Consider the following 25,433-nt stretch of genomic DNA (forward strand, 5'->3'; position numbering starts at 1 on the left):
CGTTAGACCTCGACTTCGATGAAACCGTCGGAAATGCGGGTGCTGAACGTTTCCAGGCGCACCGTGGCTGTGCCGAAGCATTCGCCGGTTTCCAGGTCGTAGACCTCTTTGTGCAGCGGCGAAGCGATGGTGGGGCGTGTGCCGCGTGAACCCAGAATGCCGCGGGCCATGACGTGGGCGCCGGTGGCCGGATCTTCCTGGGCCACCGCAAAAACCTCGCTGGGGCCGGTCCGGAAGAGTGCCACCTGGCGGCCTTCAATGAGGGCTGCTTCGCCCCAGGCAAGCTCAAGCTCGTCCACGGCGCAGACCCGGTGCCAGGTCGCGGTGTCGGCGGCGAGCGCCCCAAGTTCCAGTGTTGCCGTCATGTCCGGCTCCTCTCCCCGTGCTTGATTGGCCACCTTTATGGCCGTACCAAACAACTTAGGCAACGGGTGTTTCAAAGGCGTGCAGTGAATGTGTCCGGCGCGTAAAAGAGACCTCACCCGATCGGAAACGCGTTCGTGATGCAGAAGTTAAGCCTACGAAACATAAGGGAAACTGAAGCGAAACTGCGGCTGCCTAGTCTGAATGGACACCTCGTCAGAGAAAGTCGCAGAACATCGTCTGCGGCACATGCGAAAGGCCCACAGTGACCGAACAGACTTCACCCCAGACGGCAACGCGCCGGATCGTTGTCGCCGGTGGCGGCCCTGCTGCCCACCGCTTCGCCGATGCCATGCACACCCGGGGCCTTGAGGGCTGGGACGTCACAGTCCTCACGGAGGAAGCCCACCTCCCGTACGACCGCGTGGCGCTCTCCAAGGCACTGACGGACAGCAGCGTGGACCTGACCCTGGGCTCGGCCTCGATGTGGGACCACGGCTCCCTGACTCTGAAGACCGGCGAGCGCGTGGTCAAGATCAATGCCGGGGCAAAAACGGTTGAGACCGCTGCCGGCAGCATCTTTGCATACGACGACCTGGTGGTTGCCACCGGCTCGGATGCCATGCGCCTGCCCATCCCCGGCGCCGAGCACGTGTATGTCTACCGCACGCTTGAGGACGTCTGGGCCATCAACAAGGCCATCGCGGAGCTCACGGAAAAGCTGGGCCGCAAGATCAATGCCGTGACCATCGGCGGCGGGCTCCTGGGACTCGAGTCAGCTGCAGGCACGGAACAGCTCGGCGCCACACCCGTGGTTATCAACGGCGCGCCGTGGCTCATGAACACCCAGCTGGATGAAGGCGCGGGCCAGTCACTGGGCCGCCTCATCGAAGCCAAGGGCTTTACCGTCCACGGCGGCGTGTTCCCCTCGCAGGTCCTCTCCGACGACGACGGCCAGGTCACCGGCGTCCTCATGGCTGACGAACGGATCATCCCCGCCGACCTCGTCATCGTGGCCATCGGCGTCAAGCCCCGCGACGAGCTCTTCCGCGCAGCCGAAGGCGAGGAGCCGCAGTTCAGCCTGGGCCCGCGCGGCGGCGTGGTCATCAACGACTTCTGCGCCACGGAAGTACCCGGTATCTGGGCCATCGGTGAAGTGGCCAACTTTGAGGGCATGTGCCTGGGCCTGGTTGCCCCCGCCAACACCATGGCCGAGATCGTCGCGGACCGCCTCCACGGCGGCGGAGCGACCTTCCCAGGCTTTGACACCGCCACGAAGCTCAAGCTCTCCGGCGTGGACGTTGCCAGCTTCGGTGACGCGTTCGCCCGGACCGAGCACTCCCTCGAGATCGTTTATGCCGACCCCGCCCGCGGCGTCTACCAGAAGATCGTCACCACCGACGATGCCAAGACCCTCCTGGGCGGCATCTTCGTCGGCGACGCATCCCCGTACATGAGCCTGCGCCCGCTGCTGGGCCGCGAACTCAGTGCCGAACCGGGCGCTTACCTCACGGCGGCCGGCGGCGGCGACGCCCCGGACACTGAACTCCCGGACGACGCCATCCTGTGTTCCTGCAACAACGTGGCCGCGGGCACCATCCGCGACACCATCAACGGATGCGGCGCCTGCGACGGCAACGCCCCCGTCCAGGAACTTGGCGAGCTCAAGGGCTGCACCCGCGCCGGCACCAGCTGCGGATCCTGCGTCCCGATGCTCAAGAAGCTGCTGGAATCCGAACTCACCAAGTCCGGCGTCGAGGTCTCCAAGGCACTCTGCGAGCACATCGAACTGTCCCGCCAGGAACTCTTCGACGCCATCCGTGTCCTGGAACTGACCTCCTTCGAGGAGATCATGGCCAAGTACGGCACCGGCGCCGGCTGCGACATCTGCAAACCCACCATCGCCAACATCCTGGCCAGCCAGAACAGCGCCTACGTCCTGGACGCCGGCCGCGGCACCCTGCAGGACACCAACGACCGCGCCCTCGCCAACATGCAGAAGGACGGCACCTACTCGGTGGTCCCCCGCATCGCCGGCGGCGAAATCACCCCCAAGAAGCTCGGCGTCATCGCCGCCGTGGCCGAGAAATACAACCTGTACACCAAGATCACCGGCGGCCAGCGGATCGACATGTTCGGTGCCAGGCTCGAGGAACTCCCGGAAATCTGGAAAGAACTGGTGGACGCCGGCTTCGAATCCGGCCAGGCGTACGGCAAGAGCCTGCGCACCGTGAAGTCCTGTGTCGGGTCCACCTGGTGCCGCTTCGGTGTCCAGGATTCGGTGGCCATGGCCATCCAGCTCGAACTCCGCTACCGCGGCCTCCGCAGCCCGCACAAGCTCAAGATGGGCGTCTCCGGCTGCGCCCGTGAATGCGCCGAGGCCCGCGGCAAGGACGTGGGCGTCATCGCCACGGCCGACGGCTGGAACCTCTACGTCGGCGGCAACGGCGGTGCCACCCCTGCCCACGCCCAACTGCTGGCCAAGGACCTCGACGATGAAACCCTGCTCAAGTACATCGACCGTTACTTCATGTACTACATCCGCACGGCGGACCGCCTGCAGCGCACCGCGCGCTGGCAGGAAGAGCTCGACGGCGGCATCAAGCACGTTGAGGACGTGGTGGTGAAGGACACCCTGGGCATCGCCGAGGAACTTGAAGCCGCCATGGCCAAGCACGTTGACACCTACGTGGACGAGTGGGCAGACACGCTGAAGGACCCCGAGCGCCTGCGCCGGTTCCGTTCCTTCGTCAACGCGCCCGACCAGAAGGATGACTCCATCACCTTTGTCTCCGACGAGCGTGGCCAGATGCGGCCTGCCACTGCGGAAGAGAAGGGCAAGGTCCTGATCGGCGCCTCCATCCCCATGCGGCCCCGCGCCGAGAACGAGGTATAGCCATGCAGCTCAGCATTGATCTCACCGGCCGCGAAGTCCTGGTCACCGGCTCCGACCACGCCGCCCGCCAGGCGGTCCGCCGCTACGAGGCCGCGGGCGCCGTCGTCTTCCGCCTCAGCACCCCTGCGGGTGCCGCGCATGACGGCCCGCTGCCCGAGCGTCCCTTCCTGGTCGCAGCGGTCGACGACGGCCAGCCCGGCTGGGAGTCCCTGCTCGAGCGCTGCACCGCCACCGGCATTCCGGTGGCGGCCGAGCCGGCCGCCGGACCCGTCGGCCACGTCACCCTGGTGGGTGGCGGACCCGGCACCACCGAACTGCTGACTGTCGCCGCCGTGAAGGCCCTCGGCGATGCGGACGTGGTGTTCTTCGACCGGCTGGCTCCCTGCCAGGACCTGCCGGACCTGACCTCCGCCGAACTGGTGGATGTGGGCAAGAAGCCCGGCCACCACAAGGTGGGCCAAGCCGACATCGAGAAGCTGATGGTCGCCGCCGCCCTGGAAGGCAACAACGTGGTCCGCCTCAAGGGAGGCGACCCCTACGTCTTCGGCCGCGGCGGCGAGGAAGTGGCCTCCTGCGTGGCAGCTGGCGTGCCCGTCCGGGTCATCTCCGGCGTCACCAGTGCGATCTCCGTGCCGGCGGCAGCCGGCATCCCCGTCACGCACCGCGAGGTCAGCCACATGTTCACCGTGGTCTCGGGCCACGCGCCGCTGACCGAAAAGGAACACACGCACTTGGCCGGACTGGGCGGCACCATTGTGGTCCTGATGGGCATCGGCACCCTGCACCAGCTCGCGGCCGGGCTCCGCAAAGCCGGTATGCGCCCCGACATGCCCATGGCCGTCGTCGAACGCGGTTACCGCCCCGGCCAGCGCACCACCATCGCGGACCTGGGCACCATCACCTCCGCCGCTGCCGGGTGCAGCAATCCCGCTGTGCTGGTCATCGGCGAGGTGGTTCGCGTGGCGGAAGCCAACCGCGGGCATGCTGAGGCCGCCGCCGACCTCGACCGGCTGGCGGCCTCGCTGCTCGGTTCATGAAAGGATTGACCCCCATGACCGCACTGGCACCTGCTGCACCTGCCCAGCTTGAAGAGACCTCCGGGCCGGAGGCTGCGGACTCCCCGCTGGAGGGCTTCCGCATCGGAGTCACCTCGCACCGGCGCTCCCGGGACCTCATCGAGGCCCTGGAACGCCGCGGCGCGGAAGTACTGCACGCGCCGGCCCTCAAGATCGCCCCGGTGCAGGAGGACATCCGCCTCATCGAGGACACCAAGGCCATCATCGCCGCACGCCCGGACCTGTGCATTGCCACCACGGCGTACGGCATGCGCCGCTGGTGCGAAGCTGCCGATTCCTTTGGGATCGGTGAGCAGCTGCTGGAAACCCTCGGTGCGTGCCGGATGTTCGTCCGGGGCCCCAAAGCCCGCGGCGCCGTCCGCGCGGCCGGACTCGCCGACGTCGGAATCAGCAGCGACGAAACCACCGCAACGCTGGTGGATATGCTGCTCGCCGAAGGCGTGCGCGGCAAGACCGTGGCCGTGCAGCTGCACGGCTACACGGACGTCCGGCAGCTGGAACGCCTGCGGATGTCCGGCGCCACGGTCCTGACGGTCACCCCCTACCGCTGGGTAAAGCCCGACGGCGAAGATCGGCTTCCGCGCCTCATCGAGGCTGTGTGCAGCGGCAACCTGGACGTGCTCACCTTCACCAGCGCCCCCGCCGTCGACGCCGTGTGGAGTACAGCCCACGAAATGGGCGTCTACAAGCAGCTCATCGAAAGCCTGAAAACCAATGTCACCACGGCAGTGGTGGGGCCCGTCACTGCCCAGCCCCTGCTCGACGCCGGTATCTCGCCGCTCATTCCGGAACGGTTCCGGATGGGTGCCCTCATCCGGCTGGTGTGCGAGCACCTCGCCCTGAACCACGTCCGGCGGCTGGACACCGCGTCCGGCAACCTTGAGCTGCGCGGCCGCAGCCTGCGGGTCGACGGAGCGCAGGTTGAGCTGGCGCCTGCGCCACTGCTGCTGCTGCGTGCCCTGTTGGGGGCCGGTGGGGCCGTGCTTTCCCGGGAATCGCTGTCGGAGCTGCTGGAGCTGAAGGGCTCGGTCCACGCCCTGGATATGACCGTCAGCCGCCTGCGGTCATCGCTGCCGGACGGCCGCCTGGTGGAGACGGTGGTCAAGAGGGGTTACCGGATCCGCGTCTAGTGACGCGGGCTCCGGCCGCCTTTGTGTCCCTCCGGAGCGCAGGGAGAGGTGTGTCACGGGTTTTGTTACCGGCCGGTAAACGCTGGCGAACAAAGGGTGTTTTCCCAGCAACAGCGGGGAAACACGCCTGTAAAGCCCACCGCTTACGCTGGGATTCATCACGAAGTCCCGGCCGCTCCAGCGGCCGCCAGCGAAAGGGCCAGCACATGTCCGCTCCGGCACCGTCCACCTCAGTTTCCCCGGCTCCGCGCATCGTCATTGCCGGCGCCGGGCCCGCCGCACAGGCGCTGGTCCGCCAGCTGGACGGTGCCCGCTTCCGCGGCACCGTCACCGTCCTCAGCAACCGGGACGACGCTCCCGCCGAACTCCTGGAGCTCGCGGAGCTGCCGCAGGTATCAGTCCGCTTCGGCCAGCCAGCCAGCTTCATCGACGCGGAGAACCGCTCCGTCACCACCGCCGACGGCATGGAACTCAGCTACGACGAACTGGTCATCGCCACCGGATCAGCGCCCGTTGCGTCCCCCGTGGCGGGCGCCGGCCGCTGCCTGAGCTACTCCACGATCGACGACGCCGCCCGGATCGGCGACGCCGTCAAGGAAGTGACGCGGGAACTGGGCCGGCGGCCACTGGGGATCCTCGTGGGAACCGGCGCGGCAGCGGGCCAAGCCGAAGCGGTGCTGCGGGCCCGCGGCGTCAGGCCCATCCGCACAACGGTCCGGCCGGCCGCCGTGGTGCACTCCATCGCCGGCTCAGGCCTGACCGCTTCCGGGATTGTCTTCGAGGACGGCAGCAGCATGAATGGCGACCTGGTTGTCCTCGCCGAAGAGCGGGTTGCCCGCGATGGAATCGCCGCCAGCGCCGGACTCGCCACCGCCCCCAACGGCGGAATCGCGATCAGCAAGGACTTCAGGACATCGGTCTCCGGCATCTGGGCGATTGGTGACGCCGCAGCGTTCGACGGCGTCCGGCTGGGACTGCTGGTCGCCGCGGCCTCTGCCGCCGGAGCCTGCGCCGCGCAGCTGATGACCGCTACATCGGCGGCGGAAGGCGTGGCCGCGGGTATGGCGGAGCGCGTGCCTGCGGCCGCGTAAGCGTCCGCCCGCCGCGACACCCGCTGTGACAAGATGGTGACCTGAACGGCCACGCACCGCGTGGCTCCGGCGGCCCACAAGGCCACATGGAAAGGACCATCATGAGCAACGCAGCCACTCCTACCGACCAAACTGGAGCCGGTACGGTCTCAGCGTCGGGCAACATCGCTTCCTACATCGACCACACGCTGCTCAAGCCTGAGGCCAGCGAAGCGGAGATCCTCAAAGTGTGTGCCGAGGCCGCCGAGTACCACTTCAAGTCGGTCTGTGTGAACCCTCTCTGGGTCAAAACCGTCAAGACCGCGCTTAAGCGGTCCGGTGTGCTGACGTGCTCGGTGATCGGCTTTCCCATGGGTGCCACGCCCAGCGACGTGAAGGCTTTCGAAGCCCGCGGCGCAGTGCTGGACGGTGCTGATGAAATCGACATGGTCATCAACATCGCGGCAGCCCGTGCCGGTGACAAGGGTGCACTGGTGGACGATATCTCTGCCGTCGCGGACGCAGTCCACGCGGGCGGAGCCATCCTGAAGGTCATCATCGAAACCGCATTGCTCAGCGATGACCAGAAGGTCCTTGCCTGCCAGGCATCCGTTGAAGCGGGCGCGGACTTCGTCAAGACCTCCACGGGGTTCAACGGCGGGGGAGCCACGGCCGAGGACATCGCCCTGATGCGCCGCACCGTCGGCCCCGATCTCGGCGTGAAGGCGTCCGGCGGCGTACGTTCCCTCGCCGACGCGCAGGCTATGATTGCTGCAGGTGCAACACGTATTGGTGCCAGCTCCGGCATTGCCATCGTCAAGGGTGAACAGGGTTCATCCAGCTACTGACGCCGGCCCGGAGCCGCCACAGTTTGAGCCCCGCGGGGCCGAGGAGGAAACAATGTCCAGCAAGACCACCGAGTCCGGCAACGCCACGGTACAGACCCCCCAGAACGAGAACAGCCTTCTGGGCAGCATCCTTCTGTTTGTACCCATGATGGCGCTTTTCCTGGGCTCCATCTACTCCCTGTCCTTCCTCACGCTCGGCAACCCGTGGCCGATGGCCGCCTGCCTGGGCATGTTCTTCCTGGCGTTCTGGATCCCGCAGACCATCACCGGCCGCTCCGATTCAGCCGGCGGCAAGTAAGAACCTCGTTAACTCAATCGTCTGCGGCCCCGGATCATTTCCGGGGCCCCAGCCTTTTAAGTCACAGATGCCTGGATCCTGGCCGCTCGAAGACCGGCCGCGTCAGCCCGCGCCAAGCAGGCGGCTGACCGTGGCCTTTCCGATCGCCATGGCGGCCGGGAAATGTGCCTTCGCCAACGACCAGGCAGCCACGCACATGCCCACCATCGCGTAGGCACTCACCGGGATCAGCACCAGCCACTCCCGCCGGGAACCTGCGCGGCCCAGCAGCGGCAGGGAAAAGGCGCCGTTGGCTTTCCAGACGTCGTTGAGCACCGGCAGCTTCCGGAGGAACTTCGGTGGCTTGATGACGATCGGCCAGAGCAGCGGCACACCACCGGTGGTGATCATGTCCCCCACGATGTGGACCACTACCCCGGTCAGCATCGAGACTGGCAGCCAGGTCCACTGCTCCGGCGCGAACCAGGTCACCACTCCGGCCATGGCCAGGGCAAAGATCCAGTTGCTGATAAATCCGGACTTGGGAAACAGCTTCAGCGCCTTGGCCGCAATGTTGATCATGAACATGCACAGCAGGCCGGCACCCACGGACAGCAGGCCCCAGTCCGTCTGCAGCTGGAACTGCCCGGCCATCATGGCCAGCAGCACAAAGAACGCCGCACCGAGCACCGAGTGGGTGCCTTGCCGGTGCCCGCCGCTGGCGTTCTCAATACCCACGGCAATCAGGTTGGAGAGCGGCGGCAGCGAGTTGGCCACGGTGCTGTGGCGGTGGTCCCAGTCGCACACCAGCGCCGTCCCCGCCGTCGCCATCCCGCCGATGAGGATTCCCGTGGCGTCCAGCGGATACCAGCCCAGCGTGTACGGCCCCGTTGAGGCAATAGCTACCCACGCCGCGGCCCCCGACGCGGCGTGATGTCCTCCCATCAAGCTCTAACTCACCGCCAGCGGTGCGTCGGAGAAGATGTTGCGGATGACCCCGTTGGCCCATTCCAGGATTTCGGCGTCCTGCAGGTCGCGGCCGCCGATCCTGGCCGTCTTGGGCTTCGGAATCAGCACCGCGTCCAGGGCGGGCTTGGACTGCGAACCCGGGTACATCCGGGTCAGCCGCATCAGCTTCGACTCCGGCAGCTGCGCCGGCGAGAACTTGATGAAGTTCCCCTGGAGCGCGACGTCGGACAGGCCGGCTTCGCGGGCACCCACCCGGAAGCGCGCCACGGCAATGAGGTTCTGGACCGGAAGCGGCGGTTCGCCGTAACGGTCCACAAGCTCGGCCAGGACCTCCTCGATGGCCTCGTACGTCAACGCGGAGGCCAGCTTGCGGTAGGCCTCCAGGCGGAGCCGCTCCCCCGGCACATAATCGTGCGGGAGGTGGGCGTTGACCGGCAGCTCGATCTTCATTTCGGCGGCCTTTTCCTCGGCGTCGCCGCGGAAGTCGGCCACCGCCTCACCCACCAGGCGGATGTAGAGGTCGAAGCCGACGCCCTGGATGTGGCCGGACTGCTCGCCGCCCAGCAGGTTGCCGGCGCCGCGGATCTCGAGGTCCTTCATGGCCAGCTGCATGCCGGCTCCGAGCTCGTTGTGCGTGGCCACGGCCTTGAGGCGTTCCAGGGCCACCTCGCCCAGGGGCTTCTCGGACGGGTACAGGAAGTAGGCATAGGCGCGTTCACGGCCGCGGCCCACCCGGCCGCGGAGCTGGTGCAGCTGGGAGAGGCCGTATTTATCGGCCCCGTCCACGATCAGGGTGTTGGCGTTGGAGATGTCCAGGCCGGTTTCGATGATGGTGGTGCATACCAGGACGTCGAAACGCTTTTCCCAGAAGTCCACAATGATCTGTTCCAGCCGGCTCTCGGACATCTGCCCGTGCGCCACCTCAACACGTGCTTCCGGAACCAGTTCACGGATCTTCGCGGCCGTCCGGTCGATGGTGGACACCCGGTTGTGCACAAAGAACATCTGGCCTTCGCGCATCAGCTCACGCCGGATGGCTGCCGAGGTCTGCTTGTCCGTGTACGGTCCCACATATGTCAGCACGGGATGGCGTTCCTCCGGCGGCGTGGCCAGCGTGGAGGTTTCCCGGATGCCCGTCAGTGACATCTCCAGGGTCCGCGGAATCGGGGTGGCGCTCATCGCCAGCACGTCCACGTTGGTCCTCATCTTCTTCAGCGCTTCCTTGTGCTCCACACCGAAGCGCTGCTCCTCGTCCACGATCACCAGGCCCAGGTCCTTGAACGCGAAGTCCTTCGACAGCAGCCGGTGCGTTCCGATGACGACGTCAACGGAGCCGCTCTTGACGCCCTCCACGGTCTCTTTGGTTTCCTTGGTCCCTTGGAACCGCGACAGGGCTTTGACCCGCAGGGGGAACCCGGAGAAGCGCTCGGTGAACGTTTCGAAGTGCTGCTGGGCGAGCAAGGTGGTGGGCACCAGGATCGCCACCTGCTTCCCGTCCTGGACCGCCTTGAACGCGGCCCGGACGGCGATCTCGGTTTTGCCGTAGCCCACGTCGCCGGACACCAGGCGGTCCATGGGGATCTCCCGCTCCATGTCCGCCTTGACCTCATTGATGGTGGTCAGCTGGTCCGGCGTCTCCACGTACGGGAAAGCCTCCTCCAGCTCACGCTGCCACGGAGTGTCCGGCCCGAAGGCATGGCCCTTTGAGGCCATCCGCGCGGAGTACAGCCGGATGAGCTCGCCGGCGATCTCCTTGACGGCCTTGCGTGCCTTGGACTTCGTGCTGGCCCAGTCGGAGCCGCCCATCTTGCTGAGCACAGGGGTATCGCCGCCGACGTAGCGGGTCACCTGATCCAGCTGGTCGGTGGGGACAAACAGGCGGTCCCCGGGGGCGCCGCGCTTGGACGGGGCGTATTCCAGGACCAGGTACTCGCGGACGCCGTCTCCGCCGCCGGCCACCTTGCGCTGGATGAGTTCGATGAAGCGGCCAATGCCGTGCTGTTCGTGCACCACGGAATCGCCGTTGACCAGCTGCAACGGGTCCACGGCGTTCCGCCGCTTGGACGGCATGCGCCGCATGTCCTTGGTGGAGCCCGCGGAGGTCCGTCCCAGCAGGTCTGCTTCGGTGAGCAGCCCCAGCTTGAGGCTGTCCAGGACAAAACCGCGTCCGACGGCGGCAGTGGTCACCTCGATGATGCCCGCCTGCGGCTCCTTCTCAAGGGTGTCCACCCTGGCGCAGGGGATGTCGGCGTCGTGGAAGAGTTCCGCCAGGCGCTGCGCCGGGCCGGGACCCTCCGTGGCCACTACGATCCGCCACTGGTCCCGGATGTGGGAGCCGATGAAGTCCATCATCTCGGCCACATCACCCTGATACCCGCGCGGTTCCCTGGCCCGAAGGTTCAGGACGTCGATTTCCGGCAGCAGCTCCTCGTCAGTGGCCAGCGACGTGATGGACCACCAGGACACCTCGTGCTCCAGCGAGGAGCTCCGGGTTTCGGCCAGGGAACGGAAGCTGGCGGAGTGCAACGCAGCCGACGCCTGCGAACTGAGGTCCAGTGGAGCCGTGCCACCGTCCGATGCCGTGGACCAGGCCGCCTCCAGGAACTCCTCGTTGGTGGCCGCAAGGTCATGTGCGCGCCGGCGGACTTTTTCCGGTTCAATGATCACCGAGATGGACCCCGCGGGCAGCTGCTCCACGAACGGGACCATGGAGTCCACCAGCACCGGGGCCAGGGATTCCATCCCTTCCACGGCGATGCCGCCGGCGATCTTCTCCAGCATGTCCGCGGCCGCGGGAAGCTGCCCCTTGAGAGTGGCTGCGCGCGACATCACCGACGGCGTGATGAGGATTTCGCGGCAGGGCGGGGCGTGGAGCTCGGCGGGGTGGTGCACACCGGGCGCCGACAGCGAGCGCTGGTCGGCCACCGCGAACCAGCGCATCTGGTCCACCTCGTCGCCGAAGAACTCCACGCGGATGGGATGGTCCTCGGTGGGCGGGAAGACGTCGATGATGCCGCCGCGGACGGCAAACTCGCCACGGCGGGTGACCATGTCCACGCGTGCGTAGGCGGCATCGGCAAGGCTCCGCACCACGCTGGAGAACGGCATGTCCTGTCCCACCTTCAGGGTGACCGGAACCAGGTCACCCAGCCCGGCGACGATCGGCTGGACCACCGCGCGCACCGGTGCCACCACCACACGCAGCCGGCCCGCCGTCGAACTTTCCGGGTGCGCCAGGCGGCGCAGGACGGACAGCCGGCGGCCCACCGTGTCCGAGCGGGGCGAGAGCCGTTCGTGCGGCAGCGTTTCCCAACTGGGGAACTCGGCCACTGAATCGGCCGGCAGGTAAGCGCGCAGGGCCGCTGTCAGATCCTCTGCTTCGCGTCCCGTAGCGGTGACCGCCAGCACCACAGGAGGGAGCCCGCCGTCGGGAGTTCCTTCGTCGGAGCCGGCGTCCAGGCCGTCTGCCATTTCCGCCAGCAGGACGGCGCGGAGTCCGGCCGGGGCGCTGATCTGGTAGTCCTGGCCCCGGACGTCAAAACCCCTGGCCGCCTCCGCCTGGACCCGCGCGAACGTCTGGTCTTCTGCCAGGACACGGCGCAGTCCGGTCAGCGAGGGACCACCGTTGGACGGGCCAGGATGGGACGGGCCAGTGGGGCTCATGGCGGAAACTCCTGTGGGTTCATGGGATCGCAGGCAACACGAAAGCCCGAAATTCACTTCGAATCCCGGGTCATCCCAGCCTACCCCTGCCCCGGGGCCCGCCGGGCACCCCGTTGCTAAGCTTGCTGAGGAAGCGCGCCTGTTGTGCGCCTCCGCCTGCCGCCTGAGGAGCTTTCAGTGAGCGATAGCAAGAGTCCGAGCGACACTCCCCCCACCGTGGCACCGGGGACGGCGCGAACCGTCCTGGTGACCGGCGCCACCGGCTACATCGGCGGCCGCCTGGTCCCCCGGCTGCTGGAAGCCGGGCACACCGTCAAGGTCCTGGTCAGGACCCCGGCAAAGATCGCCGGCGTGCCGTGGCTGGGCAAGGTTGAGGTCATCGAGAGCAGTCTCGACGACGGCGGAGCCCTGGAGCAGGCGCTGGCCGGCGTCGACGTGCTCTACTACCTGGTCCACTCCATGGCTTCCGGCGCCGGCTTCGAGTCAAAGGAAAAGGCCATGGCGGAAACGGCCGCCACAGCTGCTGCCGCAGCCGGCGTAGGCCGGATCGTCTACCTGGGCGGCCTGCACCCGGCCAACGTGGAACTGTCCACGCACATGCGGTCCCGGGAGGCCGTGGGAAAGGTGTTCCTGGACAGCACGGTGGACGCGGTGGTCTTCCAGGCCGGGGTGGTGATCGGTTCCGGGTCCGCGTCCTTCGAAATGATCCGACACCTGTCCGAAACGCTTCCGCTGATGCCGGCCCCGAGCTGGGTGCGCAACAAGATCGAGGCGATCGCCGTCCGGGACGTGCTGCACTACCTTGTGGGCGCCGCATCCTTGGACGGGCCCGTCAACCGCACTTTCGACATCGGCTGCCGGCAGGTCCTGAGCTACGCGGGCATGATGAAGGAATACGCCGCCGAGGCCGGGCTGCCGTACCGGGTGGTGCTGGCTCTGCCCATTCCCGCCCCGAAGCTCGCCGGCGTGTGGGTGGCCCTGACCACGCCCATCCCGCTGTCCATGTCGCTCCCGCTCGTCGAGTCGCTGCAGCACGATGCGGTGTCCCGCGAGCACGACATCGATGCCCATATTCCGGTGCCGGCGGGCGGCCTGACTCCGTACCGGCGGGCCGTTGCCCTCGCCCTGGGCAAGGAGCGTGACGGCCAGGTGGAAACCACCTGGTCAAATGCCGGGGCCGACGCCGATCCGCTGCCCAGCGATCCGGACTGGGCGGGCCACACGGTCTACGTGGATGAACGGACCTTCCACGGCGACGTTGATCCCGCCGACGTGTGGACCATCATCGAAGGAATCGGCGGCCGGACTGGCTGGTATTCCCTGCCGCTGGCATGGCGCGTACGTGGCTGGCTGGACAAGCTCACCGGCGGCGCGGGCCTGCTGCGGGGACGAAGGCACCCCGGCACCCTGGCCTCGGGCGAGGTGGTGGACTGGTGGCGCGTGGAACGGATCGAGCGGGGAAAACTGTTGCGCCTCCGCGCGGAGATGCGCGCCCCCGGACGTGCTTGGCTTGAACTGTCCGTAGAACCTGACGGGACGGGCAGCCGCTACCGGCAGCGGGCCATTTTCTTCCCCAAGGGCCTCAGCGGAAAGCTCTACTGGCTTGCCGTGCTGCCCTTCCACAGCCTCATATTTCCGGCGATGGCACGGAACATCACCACGGCGGCGCAGAAAATCGCCAGCGCCGACAGCGCGGAGGCCGGTTCCAACAACACGCAGGGCTCCCCGTAGGATGTGGGGAGCAAAAAGCGTTCTGACCTACACATCACTGGAGGACCCATGGCACTGAGTGCAACCACTACCCTTCCCCACGCCGTCGACAGCGTCGCTGCCGTCTTTATCAACGAGGACTTCCAGCGGCACACGAGCCAATTCGTTGGCGGCACACTTGAATCCTTCGAGGTAGCCGGAGACGTTGACGGAGTATTCAGCACCACTTCGGTCCGTACGCTGCCCACCACCCGGCTGCCGGAGATCGCCCGTAAGTTCGTGGGCGAAAAGCTCACGGTGACGCAGGTGGAGAACTGGGACGCCCCGGCGGCCGACGGTTCCCGCCAGAGCAACATCACGCTGAAGATCGCCGGCGCCCCCCTAGATGTGACCGCGGTCCAGCGGCTCGTCGCGGAGGGCGGCAGCACGCGCATTGAACTCGAAGGCAATGTGACCTCCTCCGTCCCGTTCCTGGGCGGCAAGATCGCCGAAGCAGCTGAGCCCATGGTGGCCAAGGCCCTGAACATCCAGTCACAGCAGGCCCAGGCCTGGCTCGAAAGCCACTAAGGCCGTGCAGCTCCCCCTGTTGGCGGGCGTGGTCCTGATCATCGCCGGCCTCTGGTCCCTGGTGGTCTGGCCGCCGTTCCTGCGCCGCGTGATGAAGGATCCCAGGGCGCGGGACGCCGCCGGCAAGGCCACAAAGTTCCTCACCGTCCACGTGGTGCTGGTCAGCATCTCGATGGTGCTGGGAGCTGCCACTGCCGTGATCGGGGTTATGGGCCTGTTCGGGTAGGCTGGACACAGGTGCGCCGGGAAGTCTGGTCGGCAACAGTTTTGCCGACCCCTTAATTCCAGGAGCCACCCATGGCCAAGCGCCCTTCCCGCCCCGCCTTCGCTGCCAGAGTCCTCAGCCGCTCAAGCTACCCCGAATTCCTGCGGATCTCAGAGATCCTCAGGCTGGAAACAGCCGGCGGCGCCCTCCTTTTGCTGGCCACAGCCGCGGCCCTCATCTGGGCCAACTCGCCGGCGGCTGACGGCTACTTCGCGCTGCGTGACCTGAAAATCGGCTATGAGCCCTGGCACCTCCGGCTCTCCCTCGGGCATTGGGCGTCGGACGGCCTCCTGGCCATCTTCTTCTTCCTGGCCGGCCTGGAACTCAAGCGGGAGTTTGTCTCCGGTGAACTCCGCAAAGTGTCCAAGGCGGTGGTTCCGGTGGCCGCGGCCGTGGGCGGCGTGGCAGTTCCGGCCCTGATCTACACGCTGGTGAACGTGGGCCAGGACGCCGAGAGCCTGCGGGGCTGGGCCATTCCCACAGCCACCGATATCGCCTTTGCCCTGGCCGTGCTGGCCGTCATCAACACGCACCTGCCTGCGGCCCTCCGGACCTTCCTGCTCACCTTGGCGGTAGTGGATGACCTGCTGGCCATCGGCATCATCGCCTTCTTCTACTCGTCCGGACTGCAGCCGCTCTTCCTGTTGGCGGCACTGGTTCCGCTGGGGCTGTTTACCCTGCTGGCCCAGAGGAGGGTCCGCAGCTGGTACCTGTTGGTGCCGCTGGCCGCCGCCACCTGGGGACTCGTGCACGCTTCCGGTATCCACGCCACTGTGGCCGGTGTGCTGCTCGCTTTTGCCGTCCCGGTGCTGGCGTCGCCGAAACTCGGTGAGGCGGGTTCCGGTATGGCTGAGTCCCTGGAACACCGGCTCCGCCCGCTTTCGGCAGGTTTCGCCGTCCCGGTCTTCGCCTTCTTTTCCGCCGGAGTTGCCGTGGGCGGCCTCGACGGCTTCCGGTCGGCCCTGGCGGATCCCGTGGCGGTGGGAATTGTGGCTGCCTTGGTGGCCGGTAAAACGATTGGCGTGTTCGGCACGACCTACTTGATCACCAAGACCACCAGGGCAAAGCTCGACGACGGCCTGGCCTGGATCGATGTTGCCGGCCTTGCGATGTTGGCCGGAGTGGGCTTCACCGTGTCGCTGCTGATCGCCGAGCTGAGCTTCGGTGCGGGCTCGGCCTACGATGACCACGCGAAGGTGGCCATCCTCACCGGATCAGTGGTTGCCGCCCTGCTCGCCGCCGTGGTGCTCCGGCTGCGGAACCGGCATTACCGCGCAGTGGAACTTGCGGAACGGCATGATGCTGACGGCGACGGCATCCCGGACGTTTTCGAGCACCGGGCCTGAGAGCCTCGGCGCGGCGTCGGACCTGCGTCGGACCGTAAGGGCTAGGCGGCCTGGTTCAGGGCGTCCTCGGCGGCAACCCAGGAAATCATGGCGCACTTAACGCGCGCGGCGTAGCGGGCCACACCTTCGAAAGCCGCGGCGTCGCCCAGGATCTCGGGATCGGCGGGGATCTTCCCGCGCGAGCGGAGCACTTCGCGGAAGTTGCCAATGACGGCGTGGAGCTCGTCCACGGTCAGTCCCTCCGCGAGTTCGCTGAGGACCGACGCCGATGCCATCGAGATGGAACACCCTTCGCCGTCCCAGGAAATCTGCGCCACCTTGCCGTCTTCCACAGCCACCCGCAGCGTGACTTCGTCGCCGCAGACCGGGTTGAGCTGGTGGGACTGACCCGTTGACGCCCCCGCCGGCGCGGCGACGCCTGCCAGTCCACTGCCGTGACGGGCTTTGGAGTGGTCAAGGATGATCTGCTGATACAGCTGGTCAAGGCTCATAGTGGTGTACCTTCGGTGATCGCGCTAGACGCGGAAGTAGGAGCGGACTCCGGCGACGGCTTCCAGGAAGGCATCGACGTCGTCGGTGGTGTTGTACAAGTAGGCGCTTGCCCTGGTGGTTGCGGTCAGGCCCAAGCGGCGGTGCAGCGGCTGGGCGCAATGGTGACCCACGCGGACGGCGATGCCCCGGGAATCCAGGAACTGCCCGACGTCGTGCGCGTGCACGCCGTCGACGTGGAACGCGGCAAGGCCGATCCGTTCCTGTCCGGCGGCGGGCCCCAGCACGCGGATGCCGGGAATGGACTCCAGCCCCGCCACCATCCGCTGGCCGAGCTCCGCTTCCCAGCGGTGCACGCGGTCCAGGCCGGTTTCCGTGAGGTAGTTGGCCGCGGCGGCGAGGGCAACGGCCTGCGAGATGCGCTGGGTGCCGGCCTCGAAGCGCTGCGGCGCGGGCAGGTACTCGGCCCGTTCCATGGTCACCGTGGTGATCATGGAACCGCCTGTGAGGAACGGTGGCAGCACGTCCAGGAGGTCCTGCTTGCCGTAGAGGACCCCGATTCCGGTAGGCGCCAGCATCTTGTGGCCCGAGAAGACGGCGAAGTCGACGTCCAGGTCCTTGACGTTCAACGGCAGGTGCGGTGCTGACTGGCAGGCGTCCAGGACCACAAGCGCTCCGGCCTGCCGCCCCAACGCGACCAGTTCCTGTACGGGATTAATTGTGCCCAGCACGTTGGAGGCGTGGGTGAATGCGAGGACTTTGGTTTTGCTTCCCAGGATCTCGGCCGCAATATCCAGCCGCAGGGCACCGGCGTCGTCGATGGGGATGTAACGAAGCGTGGCGCCGGTGCGGAACGCCAGTTCCTGCCAGGGGATCAGGTTGGCGTGGTGCTCCATTTCGGTCACCACGATCTGGTCACCCGGCCCCACTGCGAGGTCTTTCAGCCGGGCGTCGCCGCGCCCCTGCGCCGCCCACAGCGCGGCGTTGGACAGCGCGTAGCTGAGCAGGTTCAGGCCTTCGGTGGCGTTGGAGGTCCACACCGTTTCCGCGTAGCCGGCACCGATGAAGTCCGCTATTGTCTCGCGGGCGCCTTCGAACACCTCTGTTGCTTCGACGGCAAGGTAGTGGGCCCCGCGGTGCACGGCAGCGTTGCGCTGTTCGTAAAACTCCTGCTCAGCTTCGATGACACTGAGTGGGTTTTGCGAGGTGGCGCCCGAATCGAGGTACACCAGGGGCTGGCCGTTCACCAGCTGGCCAAGTACGGGGAAGTCGTTTCGAATCCTGAGGACTTCGGCGTTATCCATGGCCGGCACTGCGCGTTCCAGCGTGGCAGGCGTTGATACTAGGGCCAAAGCTAAACTCCTTGAGATGCCAATGGATTGACACTCAATTGTCCCACAACACCACTATGGCGGCGGCCCGGGGGGGCAACCGCCACAGCAGCTCCGGGCTTCAGCCCGCGGAAGTGAGGGCCGGCGACGGCTGGGGGGAGAGTCTCGGTCTCAGAAGACTCTGACGTCGCCGGCCCCGCTTCGATCCAGCCCCAGGGGCCGGAAGTTTGCTTCAAAATGAGGCCTGAAAGTCTGTTGGCCGGTCCGCGGTTTTGGTGGCTCCGTGTTTTCCTGCCGCACTAAGTCAATCGCATGCTGAAGCTCAGCACACGAGTAGGCAGTACTCTACTTTTTTGCGCCGGGGCTACGCGTTTCCAGACGTCCGTACGCATGGTCCCGGATGCATGGCGTCCGTAGGCAGGGTCCCGGACGTCTGGCGTCCGTACACAAGGTCCCGGACGCATGGCGTCCGTAAGCAGGCCTAGTTCGGAAGGGCCGAAGCCAGTTCGTCGCGGCTCCGCACACCGAGTTTGACGTACGTGCGGTAGAGGTGGCCCTCCACAGTACGCACGGACACCATGAGTCTTTGTGCGATCTCCCGGTCGGTGAGACCTTTCACAGCGAGCTCTACGATGTCCTGTTCCCGGCGGGTGAGGTGCACGCTGGGTGCTGCGGCGATGAAGTGGCCTTCCCGGAACCGCTCGCCCAGTTCGTGGTCGCACTTCTCCCGCAGGGCCACCGCCTGACGGGCCCGCCGGCGCTCACCGGAGCTCTCAAGGACGGTGCTCGACCGCGCGTAGGCTTCCCGCGCCAGGTTAACGAATCCCGCGCCTTCAAGCATGGCTGCCGTTTCCATGATGGAATCGGCGTCCTCGGACTCCCAATGCCCCGCCAGGGTTAGCATTGCCGCGGCCCAGCGGCCTTCGACGCTCCCCGCCAGTGAGTGGACCAACGGGATCACGGAATGGTCGCCCAGGTCCCAGCAGAGAGCCAAGAGTTCCAGGAGTGTCCCGGCCCGGGTGGTCACCTCGGGCGTGGTGGCCAGTGTGTGGAGGCGCGCCAGGCCTTTTCCGTCATGCGCCACATACTCCGATGCCGCTGCCGCGTAGGCCCTTGCAAGGAGTCCGTAGCCGGGGGAACCCTGCGGTGAATCCTTGTAATCCAGCTCAAGCCGGCCGGCCTGGGCGGCGTCGCCGAGCCTCGCCGCTACATAAAACGCCAGCCCGGAGCCAAACCGGAACATCTGCAGCGGATCGTTGAGCCTCAGGGTCTCCACCGCCGGCAACAGCGTTTGGTAGGCGCGTTCCATCCGCCCCTGCCGCAGGAGCGAGTAGCCACGGAGCACCTCGAGGCTGCCGCCGAAATAGGCGACACCCCGCGGCTGCCCGGCAGCATAGTTCGCCAACTCACGTTCCGCCGAGTCCCACTCCCCCATGGCCAGGTAATCTGCCACCAGGCGGCCAAGGACAAATTCGTTGAAGAAGAACACGCCACCCTGCAGTGAGGGAAGTTCCGAGACTGCCAGCAATGCGGCATCCAGCCCCTGTACGGCCCGTCCGGCCGGGGCGAGCGAATCGGCCAGCAGCGCCAGGCCCACCGCACGCAGGGCGTCGTCCGTGGCATCGCCGGCGCGGCTGCTCCGAAGTTCCTGGACCTCGGCCTCCAAGGCCTGGTGGTTGCCTGTTTCGCAAAGTTCCAGCAGGCGAAGCAAGCGCTCCTGCCAGGGCCCGGCCAGCGCACCGGCGGTCTCCTGGGAATCCGGCGGCACAGCATCCGGGCCAGCCGTCATGGCGCCTGCGCCCTGAAGCGCTTCACGGGAATCGGCCGCGAATACTGACAGCGGCGTTCCCAGAGCCTGGTGTGCCATGGCCCTGAGCATCAGGACCGGAACAGCCCAGGCACCGTTCCCAAGCTGCAGCCAGCATCCGTCCAGGAGCTTGGCCGCACCCGCAAAGTCGCCTTCGTTGAATAAGGCGCGTCCCTGGACGGCCTGTGCCTGCGGCACGAGGTCCGGGTCCGCGACCTTCGCCGCCATCATCCGACTGCTCCGGTTCCGGGAGTGGACCAAGGCAGTGCCGGCCGCCTCAAGCAGCTCGGGATCGGATATTTTCAATCCACATTCAAGGGCCCATTCCACGGCCCTCATCCTGCCTTCAGACCCTTCGGGACTCATCCTGCCTTCAGACCCTTCGGGAGCGGTTCCCAGCTGATCCCGGATCTTTTCAAGCAGCTGCAGGCTCCGGGACACCGAGATACTTGTGCGCAGCGCCTCGCCGAACACGGAGTTCCAGATCCGGAGATCAGCTGGAATGCCGGAACTTTCCACCATCATCTGCTGGTCCAGCAGCGTGCGCACTACTTCAGCGCCAAAAATATCCTCGATCACCTTCCGGCTCACGGGCCCGGCGAGGGCGACAAGTTTCAGGACTTCCTGCTCTTCCGGGCTGCGGCGGAGCATGTCCTTTACCACCACCTCGGCGAGCCTGGGTCCGTCGGCAGGCAACGGGCCCAGCAGCATCCAGATCCCGTTCCGCTTTGCGAGTTCGCCCCGCTCTGCGGCATCATGCAGCAAGGCATCAAGAATCCGCGGATTTCCGCCAGACGCGCTCCAGATTGTGTCAATGGTTCCGGAGGGGATTGTTCCATCAAGTGCGTGGGAGAGGACTTCCTCGACCTGCTCCCGGTTCATGGGTCGGAGATCCACACGGTCAGCCAGGCCGTCATACCAGAGCTGAGCGAGCGGCTGGGGCAGCCCGGGCCGCGGCCTGCCGGCAGCAAGCACTGTGGCCCAGCCAGCGGAGATCATGTCGGCCACGATGCTGGCCGTTGCCTCGTCCAGGTGATGGGCGTCATCCATCATCAGAAGCAACGGGGTATCCCTGCCGGCTTTCAGCTTCTCAAAGTACCTCCACACGGACCGCAGCACAGCCACCGAAGACACGGAGTCTTCGGCCGTCAGCTCCGCCGTGTAGGGCGCCAAAACTCCAAAGGGAACGCCGGACAGCGACGAACTTCCATGGATCTGAACAATGATCATCTCCTGGGAAAGCCGCTCGGTGATGGCCTCCGTCAGCGTTGACTTCCCGATGCCCGGGCCCGCCATGAGGAACACGGCCTGGCTCGTGCGGCTGCGAATGATGTTGCAGATCCGGTCCAGCGGCTCACGCCGGCCCGTGAGCAGTCGATATTGCGTTCCATGTTTGGCAGCGTGGCCGTTAGACGAGTCCAGTCAGATCACCCCTGGATGTAACTCCGAGCTTGGTAAAGACCTGGTAGAGGTGGCCTTCCACAGTGCGCACGGACACGCCCATCTCCACGGCGATATCGCGGTTGGACGCGCCCCGGCCGGCCAGCCGCGCGATCTGCCTCTCCCTGGCTGTCAGCAGCGGGCTGCCGCTGCTCGGCACGATCGGCAGGCTTGCCACGGTGGCTGCGAGGATGTCCAGTCGGGCCTGTGCAGTCCTGGCGGAAACCGAGTCACCGGCCTGCCGGGCGTAGTCAACGGCCAGCGCCATGCACCGGGCCTCAACGGCATCCAGTTCCAGGGTGGCCGCCAGTTCCCCGCCGGCAAGCAACGTTTTGGCGTCGTGGGTGCGGCTGCCCACGGCGACAAGCCGCGAAATTTCCGCCAAGGGCCCCTGACGTTGCCCGGCCACTTGTTCCATCAGCCGGAAGTCCGCTTCCGTGCCGTTGACCGTGGCTCCGAGCAGGCTGATCCCGGCCAGGGTGAACCTGCCTGCTGCGATGTCACGGCGGGCTGACTGCTTGAGGCGGGTGGCTGCGTCGTTGTCCCCCAGCCATCGGGCGGCCATATCAGCGCAGAATTCAGTGCGGCTCCGGGTGGCATGGTCAGCGGCACCTGCAGTCCGCTGCAGCCGGTCAAGATACTGCCGGGACTGCCCGGCATTGCCGATCTGCGCATACGCGAAGGCGATAGCGGCGTAGGCGGCGCGGAGCAGTCTCTGGACGGGCCGCAGTTCCAGCTGTGCAGCGGCCGAGAGCAGCGAATCAAGGGCAACGGCGCCGCGACCCGAGTACACGTAGGCGATGCCGGCCGCTAGCTCCGCGGCGGCGCTCCGGTAAGGGAGCCGGTGGAACTCGCGCGCGGATGGCGGATCCAGGAGGTCGATGCACCGGCGCCATTGCCCTGCCATCAGGAGCACGTTGTACGCCCGGCCGGCGAACCTCTCGCGCAGCCCCACGATCTCCGCTGCGTCCGAGATCTGCCCGCCCAGCTGCCTCATTAGGCTCAGGGCGTCCATTTCCCGCCCAGCCATGGACAGGGCGCTCATGAGGATCACCGCTGAGTTCATCCTGAACCAGGTGTCCAGATTCTGCCCGGGGTCCGCAGCGGCTTCCAGTGCCGGCAAGGCGGAGGCGTAGTCCCCCACAAAAGCCTGGTACTCGAATTCGCTGAGGCTGATCCGGTTGGCGGCAGCAGCCAGCGGCTCCGGCCAGCCCTTCGCGATTCCTGGCTCCACGCCCAGCCGCTCCCGTGCCGTCTGCAGCAGCGCCGGCACCCGGGCGGTGTGTTCGGGGAGCCACACCATGACCCGAGATTTGGCCTCGACAACCCGGGCGAACTCCTCAACGTCAAGGTTGTCCAGCTGCGGCTGGGAAATATCGTCCAGTGCTGCCATGGCCTGCACCGGGAGGTCCATGAGCAGGTACGCTGCGGCTTTCTGCCGCTGGGCAGGCACCCATTGCGGGTCATTCCGCTTCAGCGTGTCGGCATACTTGAGGGCAAAATGGGGGTCAAAGAGCTGCACTGCGGCTTCGGCGGCGGCAAGCGCCATGGCCGGACTCAGCTCGGCCTCGCATTCCTGGGTCCAGGCGCCGAACGCCATCAGTTCTTCCACCGTCATCGTGGCAGGGTCAGGTTCCTTGCCGCCCAGGAGCAGGCTCCGCAGTTCCCTTCGCCGAGTGATGCTGAGCCAGGAGCGGACAACGTCGCCGAGGTACTTTTCACGCAGTGAAACCCATCGGTTGTCCGAGGAATCGATCTCCAGCAGGCCCGAATCTTCCATGTCCGCCACCACACCGGCGCCGTACACTTTGGTCAGCCTGGACAGTTCCACGCTGCGGGCGCACGAGAGCATCTCGATGACATCCCGTTCCTCCGGAGACTTCCGGGTCCACTGGGACCGGACGATGTCGTCGAGGCTGGCTGCGCCGTCGAGCACCACCTTGTCCCGAAGAGTCCAGACGGAGTCCGACAGAACCAGGTTCCCCGAATGCCGCTGCTCGGTGACAAGCGCTTTCAGGAGCAGGGGGTTGCCGCCAACCATCGTGTGGAAAGTGCTGACCAGGGAGGCCGAAACGCGGTGGCCCAGCAGGGAAAGCAGCACCTGGCGGGTCTGCAGCTCATTGAGGTTGTCCAGCCTCACCTCGGTGAGCCGGCGGTCGTTGAGGAGCCAGTGGAAGTCGGCCGGTAGATCACTGACCATGGGTGCCACGGCCACCATGCGGGCGGTCCCGGTCAGGAGGATGTTGAGCAGGACGCCGGCGCTCATATCATCAAAGCTGCCGGCCGTGTCCAGGGTGATGACACACTGGCGCCCCGCGGCATCGCTTTTGATGAGGGACGTAATGCCACGGAGGATGGCTGTGGGCGACCCCATGTACGCCTGGGGAAGACGCGCCAGCAGGAAAGCCAGGCAACCGTAGGGTGTTGTGCCGGACGACGGTCCGCTTCGTAGCTGCAACGTCCAGATATCCGGGCCAAGGTCGGCGACGGCTGTCCTGGCCAGGGATGACTTACCTACACCGCGTCCGCCGGTGATGACGACTCCCAGGGAGTCGAGGCTGGTCAGGGCGGCGCGGACCGCTTCGAGGTTGGCGCTCCGTGCGGGCACGGACCATCGCTGCGGCTCTGACACGCCTGCAGTGTCGGTGCGCAGCTCAAGGTCGTTGAGCGGTGACCCACGTCCCCAGCTGAGTGGCTCGATTGACATGAACTTGTCCCCTACATCCCACTAAAGCGGGATAAGCCCCATCGCTCCCCCGCTTAGGAAGAAGACTACCCCTTGGCACACGCAGGTAAACAGGGACAGGCGGTTTTAAGTTTTATTCGTGAACGTCTGACCTGGCCGGATGGAACTTCTGCTGGGCCGCAGTCAGCCCTTCCCTGACCAGCATCTCCACGGCATCAGCCGCCTCATCGAGCAGGAACGGAAGGTCCTTGCGCTCTGCAGTGCCAAAATCGCGCAGGACATAGTCCGCAGTGTCCATCCGCCCTGGAGGGCGGCCCACGCCCACCCGTACCCGGAGGTAATCCTTGGTGGCCAGCGCCTTGGACATGTCCCTAAGGCCGTTGTGGCCGCCCTCACCGCCGCCGCATTTCAGCTTTATGGTGTTGAACGGAATGTCAATCTCATCGTGCACCGCGACAACATGGTCAGGGTCAATGCCGTAAAAATTTGCCAGGCCGGACACCGGGCCGCCGGAAACATTCATGTAGCTCATCGGCTTGGACAGCACCACCCGGGGGCCGCCGATCCCCAGCCGTCCTTCGAGCACCTGGGCGCGTGCCTTGTGGGTTTTGAACTTGCCACCCATCCGGCCCGCGAGTTCGTCCAGGACCATCTGGCCGACATTGTGCCGGTTGCCCTTGTATTCGGCCCCGGGGTTTCCGAGGCCAACGATCAGCCAGGTGTCAGTCATTATTCAATCCTAAGGTGGTCCGGACATGGCTGTGGCCGGACCCCGACAGGGGCCCGGCCACATATCAAACTGTGCCGTTATTACTCGCCTGCGACTGCGGCTGCGGAGTCAGCCTGTGCCTCTTCCTCAGAGACCTCGGTGGCCTCGGAGATGTGGACAACCAGGGCGTCGGCGTCGGCCAGCAGGACCGAACCCTTCGGCAGGACCAGGTCGGAAGCGTGGATGTGCTGTCCGGCGGAGCGGCCTTCGATGTCGACCTCGATGGCGGTGGGCAGGTGGGTTGCCTCAGCCTCAAGGGAGATGACGGTGAGTTCCTGGTTGAAGACGCTGCCCGGAGCCAGTTCGCCAACGATGTGAACCGGGATGTCCACGGTGACTTTTTCGCCCTTGATGACGGTCAGCAGGTCGATGTGCTCGATGATCTGCTTGATCGGGTCGCGCTGGACGTCCTTGACCAGGGCCAGGTGCTCTTCGCCGTTGACGTCCAGGGACAGCAGGGCGTTGGCCTTGCGGACTGCAAGCGTGGTGGCCTTGGCCGGAAGCGTGATGTGGATCGGCTCCGCGCCGTGGCCGTAGATGACGGCAGGGATCAGGTTGGCCATGCGCGCGCGGCGGGCGAAGCCCTTGCCGAATTCGGTGCGTACTTCTGCTGCGAGCTTCTGCTCAGACATGTGTATCTCCTCGGAAGACTAAAAGGTGTTCAGCAAGGGCGGAGGTCTGTTACGACCTTCAACGCCGGGCGGCCCTGAGGCGGCCCTTCCAGAAGGGAG

19 protein-coding genes are annotated in these 25,433 nt (G+C 66.3%); 10 read left to right on the top strand and 9 right to left on the bottom strand.

All coding sequences use genetic code 11. The annotated features are described in order from the left end of the window. Positions 1 to 2: 2 nt before the first annotated feature. A complete protein-coding gene (gene nirD, locus MUN23_RS02300) occupies positions 3 to 365 on the bottom strand; it encodes a nitrite reductase small subunit NirD (RefSeq protein WP_248761911.1) in 363 nt (120 codons plus the stop codon). Between the two features lie 263 nt (positions 366 to 628). On the opposite strand from nirD, the gene nirB reads away from it, so the two are divergent. From nirB to MUN23_RS02330, 6 genes are all read left to right on the top strand, one after another. Beyond that, on the top strand, positions 629 to 3,259 hold the full coding sequence (nirB, locus tag MUN23_RS02305) for a nitrite reductase large subunit NirB (RefSeq protein WP_248761912.1): 2,631 nt from the start codon (positions 629 to 631) through the stop codon (positions 3,257 to 3,259). 2 nt (positions 3,260 to 3,261) lie between these two features. After that, the gene (gene cobA / locus MUN23_RS02310; RefSeq protein WP_248761913.1) at positions 3,262 to 4,296 is read left to right on the top strand and encodes a uroporphyrinogen-III C-methyltransferase; all 1,035 of its coding nucleotides are present in this window, start codon (positions 3,262 to 3,264) and stop codon (positions 4,294 to 4,296) included. A gap of 14 nt (positions 4,297 to 4,310) precedes the next feature. Next, positions 4,311 to 5,465: a uroporphyrinogen-III synthase gene (locus MUN23_RS02315; protein WP_248761915.1), complete on the top strand. Its 1,155-nt coding sequence runs from the start codon at positions 4,311 to 4,313 to the stop codon at positions 5,463 to 5,465. Positions 5,466 to 5,671: 206 nt separating this feature from the next. Beyond that, positions 5,672 to 6,556 carry an FAD-dependent oxidoreductase gene (locus MUN23_RS02320; protein WP_248761917.1) on the top strand — a complete coding sequence of 295 codons (885 nt, stop codon included), beginning with the start codon at positions 5,672 to 5,674 and terminating at the stop codon, positions 6,554 to 6,556. Positions 6,557 to 6,657: 101 nt separating this feature from the next. Next, on the top strand, positions 6,658 to 7,383 hold the full coding sequence (gene deoC, locus MUN23_RS02325; protein WP_058929608.1) for a deoxyribose-phosphate aldolase: 726 nt from the start codon (positions 6,658 to 6,660) through the stop codon (positions 7,381 to 7,383). Positions 7,384 to 7,435: 52 nt separating this feature from the next. Beyond that, positions 7,436 to 7,681, top strand: a complete 246-nt coding sequence (locus MUN23_RS02330) for a hypothetical protein (protein ID WP_058929609.1) — start codon at positions 7,436 to 7,438, stop codon at positions 7,679 to 7,681. 102 nt (positions 7,682 to 7,783) lie between these two features. On the opposite strand, the gene MUN23_RS02335 is transcribed toward MUN23_RS02330, so the two are convergent. Both MUN23_RS02335 and mfd read right to left on the bottom strand, forming a co-directional pair. After that, a complete protein-coding gene (locus MUN23_RS02335) occupies positions 7,784 to 8,605 on the bottom strand; it encodes a metal-dependent hydrolase (protein ID WP_248761919.1) in 822 nt (273 codons plus the stop codon). Positions 8,606 to 8,611: 6 nt separating this feature from the next. Next, positions 8,612 to 12,292: a transcription-repair coupling factor gene (mfd, locus tag MUN23_RS02340; protein ID WP_248761921.1), complete on the bottom strand. Its 3,681-nt coding sequence runs from the start codon at positions 12,290 to 12,292 to the stop codon at positions 8,612 to 8,614. Between the two features lie 177 nt (positions 12,293 to 12,469). On the opposite strand from mfd, the gene MUN23_RS02345 reads away from it, so the two are divergent. The 4 genes from MUN23_RS02345 to nhaA all read left to right on the top strand — a co-directional run bounded on the left by MUN23_RS02345 (position 12,470) and on the right by nhaA (position 16,180). Beyond that, the gene (locus tag MUN23_RS02345) at positions 12,470 to 14,023 is read left to right on the top strand and encodes an SDR family oxidoreductase (RefSeq protein WP_248761923.1); all 1,554 of its coding nucleotides are present in this window, start codon (positions 12,470 to 12,472) and stop codon (positions 14,021 to 14,023) included. 48 nt (positions 14,024 to 14,071) lie between these two features. Then, positions 14,072 to 14,569: a DUF2505 domain-containing protein gene (locus MUN23_RS02350; protein ID WP_056348089.1), complete on the top strand. Its 498-nt coding sequence runs from the start codon at positions 14,072 to 14,074 to the stop codon at positions 14,567 to 14,569. 4 nt (positions 14,570 to 14,573) lie between these two features. Then, a complete protein-coding gene (locus MUN23_RS02355) occupies positions 14,574 to 14,795 on the top strand; it encodes an SCO4848 family membrane protein (protein ID WP_248761924.1) in 222 nt (73 codons plus the stop codon). A gap of 71 nt (positions 14,796 to 14,866) precedes the next feature. Further along, complete coding sequence (nhaA, locus tag MUN23_RS02360; RefSeq protein WP_248761925.1) at positions 14,867 to 16,180, top strand: Na+/H+ antiporter NhaA; 1,314 nt, start codon at positions 14,867 to 14,869, stop codon at positions 16,178 to 16,180. Positions 16,181 to 16,221: 41 nt separating this feature from the next. Here the strand turns inward: nhaA and sufU are convergent, their stop codons facing one another. The 6 genes from sufU to MUN23_RS02390 form a co-directional block, all read right to left on the bottom strand. Further along, on the bottom strand, positions 16,222 to 16,671 hold the full coding sequence (gene sufU, locus MUN23_RS02365) for a Fe-S cluster assembly sulfur transfer protein SufU (RefSeq protein ID WP_248761926.1): 450 nt from the start codon (positions 16,669 to 16,671) through the stop codon (positions 16,222 to 16,224). Between the two features lie 24 nt (positions 16,672 to 16,695). Continuing rightward, the gene (locus MUN23_RS02370) at positions 16,696 to 18,021 is read right to left on the bottom strand and encodes a SufS family cysteine desulfurase (RefSeq protein WP_248761927.1); all 1,326 of its coding nucleotides are present in this window, start codon (positions 18,019 to 18,021) and stop codon (positions 16,696 to 16,698) included. A gap of 460 nt (positions 18,022 to 18,481) precedes the next feature. After that, on the bottom strand, positions 18,482 to 21,229 hold the full coding sequence (locus tag MUN23_RS02375) for a LuxR C-terminal-related transcriptional regulator (RefSeq protein WP_371876027.1): 2,748 nt from the start codon (positions 21,227 to 21,229) through the stop codon (positions 18,482 to 18,484). Further along, a complete protein-coding gene (locus tag MUN23_RS02380) occupies positions 21,216 to 23,954 on the bottom strand; it encodes a LuxR family transcriptional regulator (RefSeq protein ID WP_248761929.1) in 2,739 nt (912 codons plus the stop codon). Before MUN23_RS02380 ends, MUN23_RS02375 begins: the two co-directional genes overlap by 14 nt. Before the next feature lie 112 nt (positions 23,955 to 24,066). After that, complete coding sequence (pth, locus tag MUN23_RS02385) at positions 24,067 to 24,663, bottom strand: aminoacyl-tRNA hydrolase (RefSeq protein WP_248761930.1); 597 nt, start codon at positions 24,661 to 24,663, stop codon at positions 24,067 to 24,069. An 80-nt stretch (positions 24,664 to 24,743) separates the two neighbouring features. Continuing rightward, positions 24,744 to 25,334, bottom strand: coding sequence for a 50S ribosomal protein L25/general stress protein Ctc (locus MUN23_RS02390; RefSeq protein WP_058929619.1), 591 nt, complete (start codon positions 25,332 to 25,334; stop codon positions 24,744 to 24,746). Positions 25,335 to 25,433 lie beyond the last annotated feature (99 nt).

It is taken from the genome of Pseudarthrobacter sp. SSS035 (genome assembly GCF_023273875.1).
GTDB lineage: Bacteria > Actinomycetota > Actinomycetes > Actinomycetales > Micrococcaceae > Arthrobacter.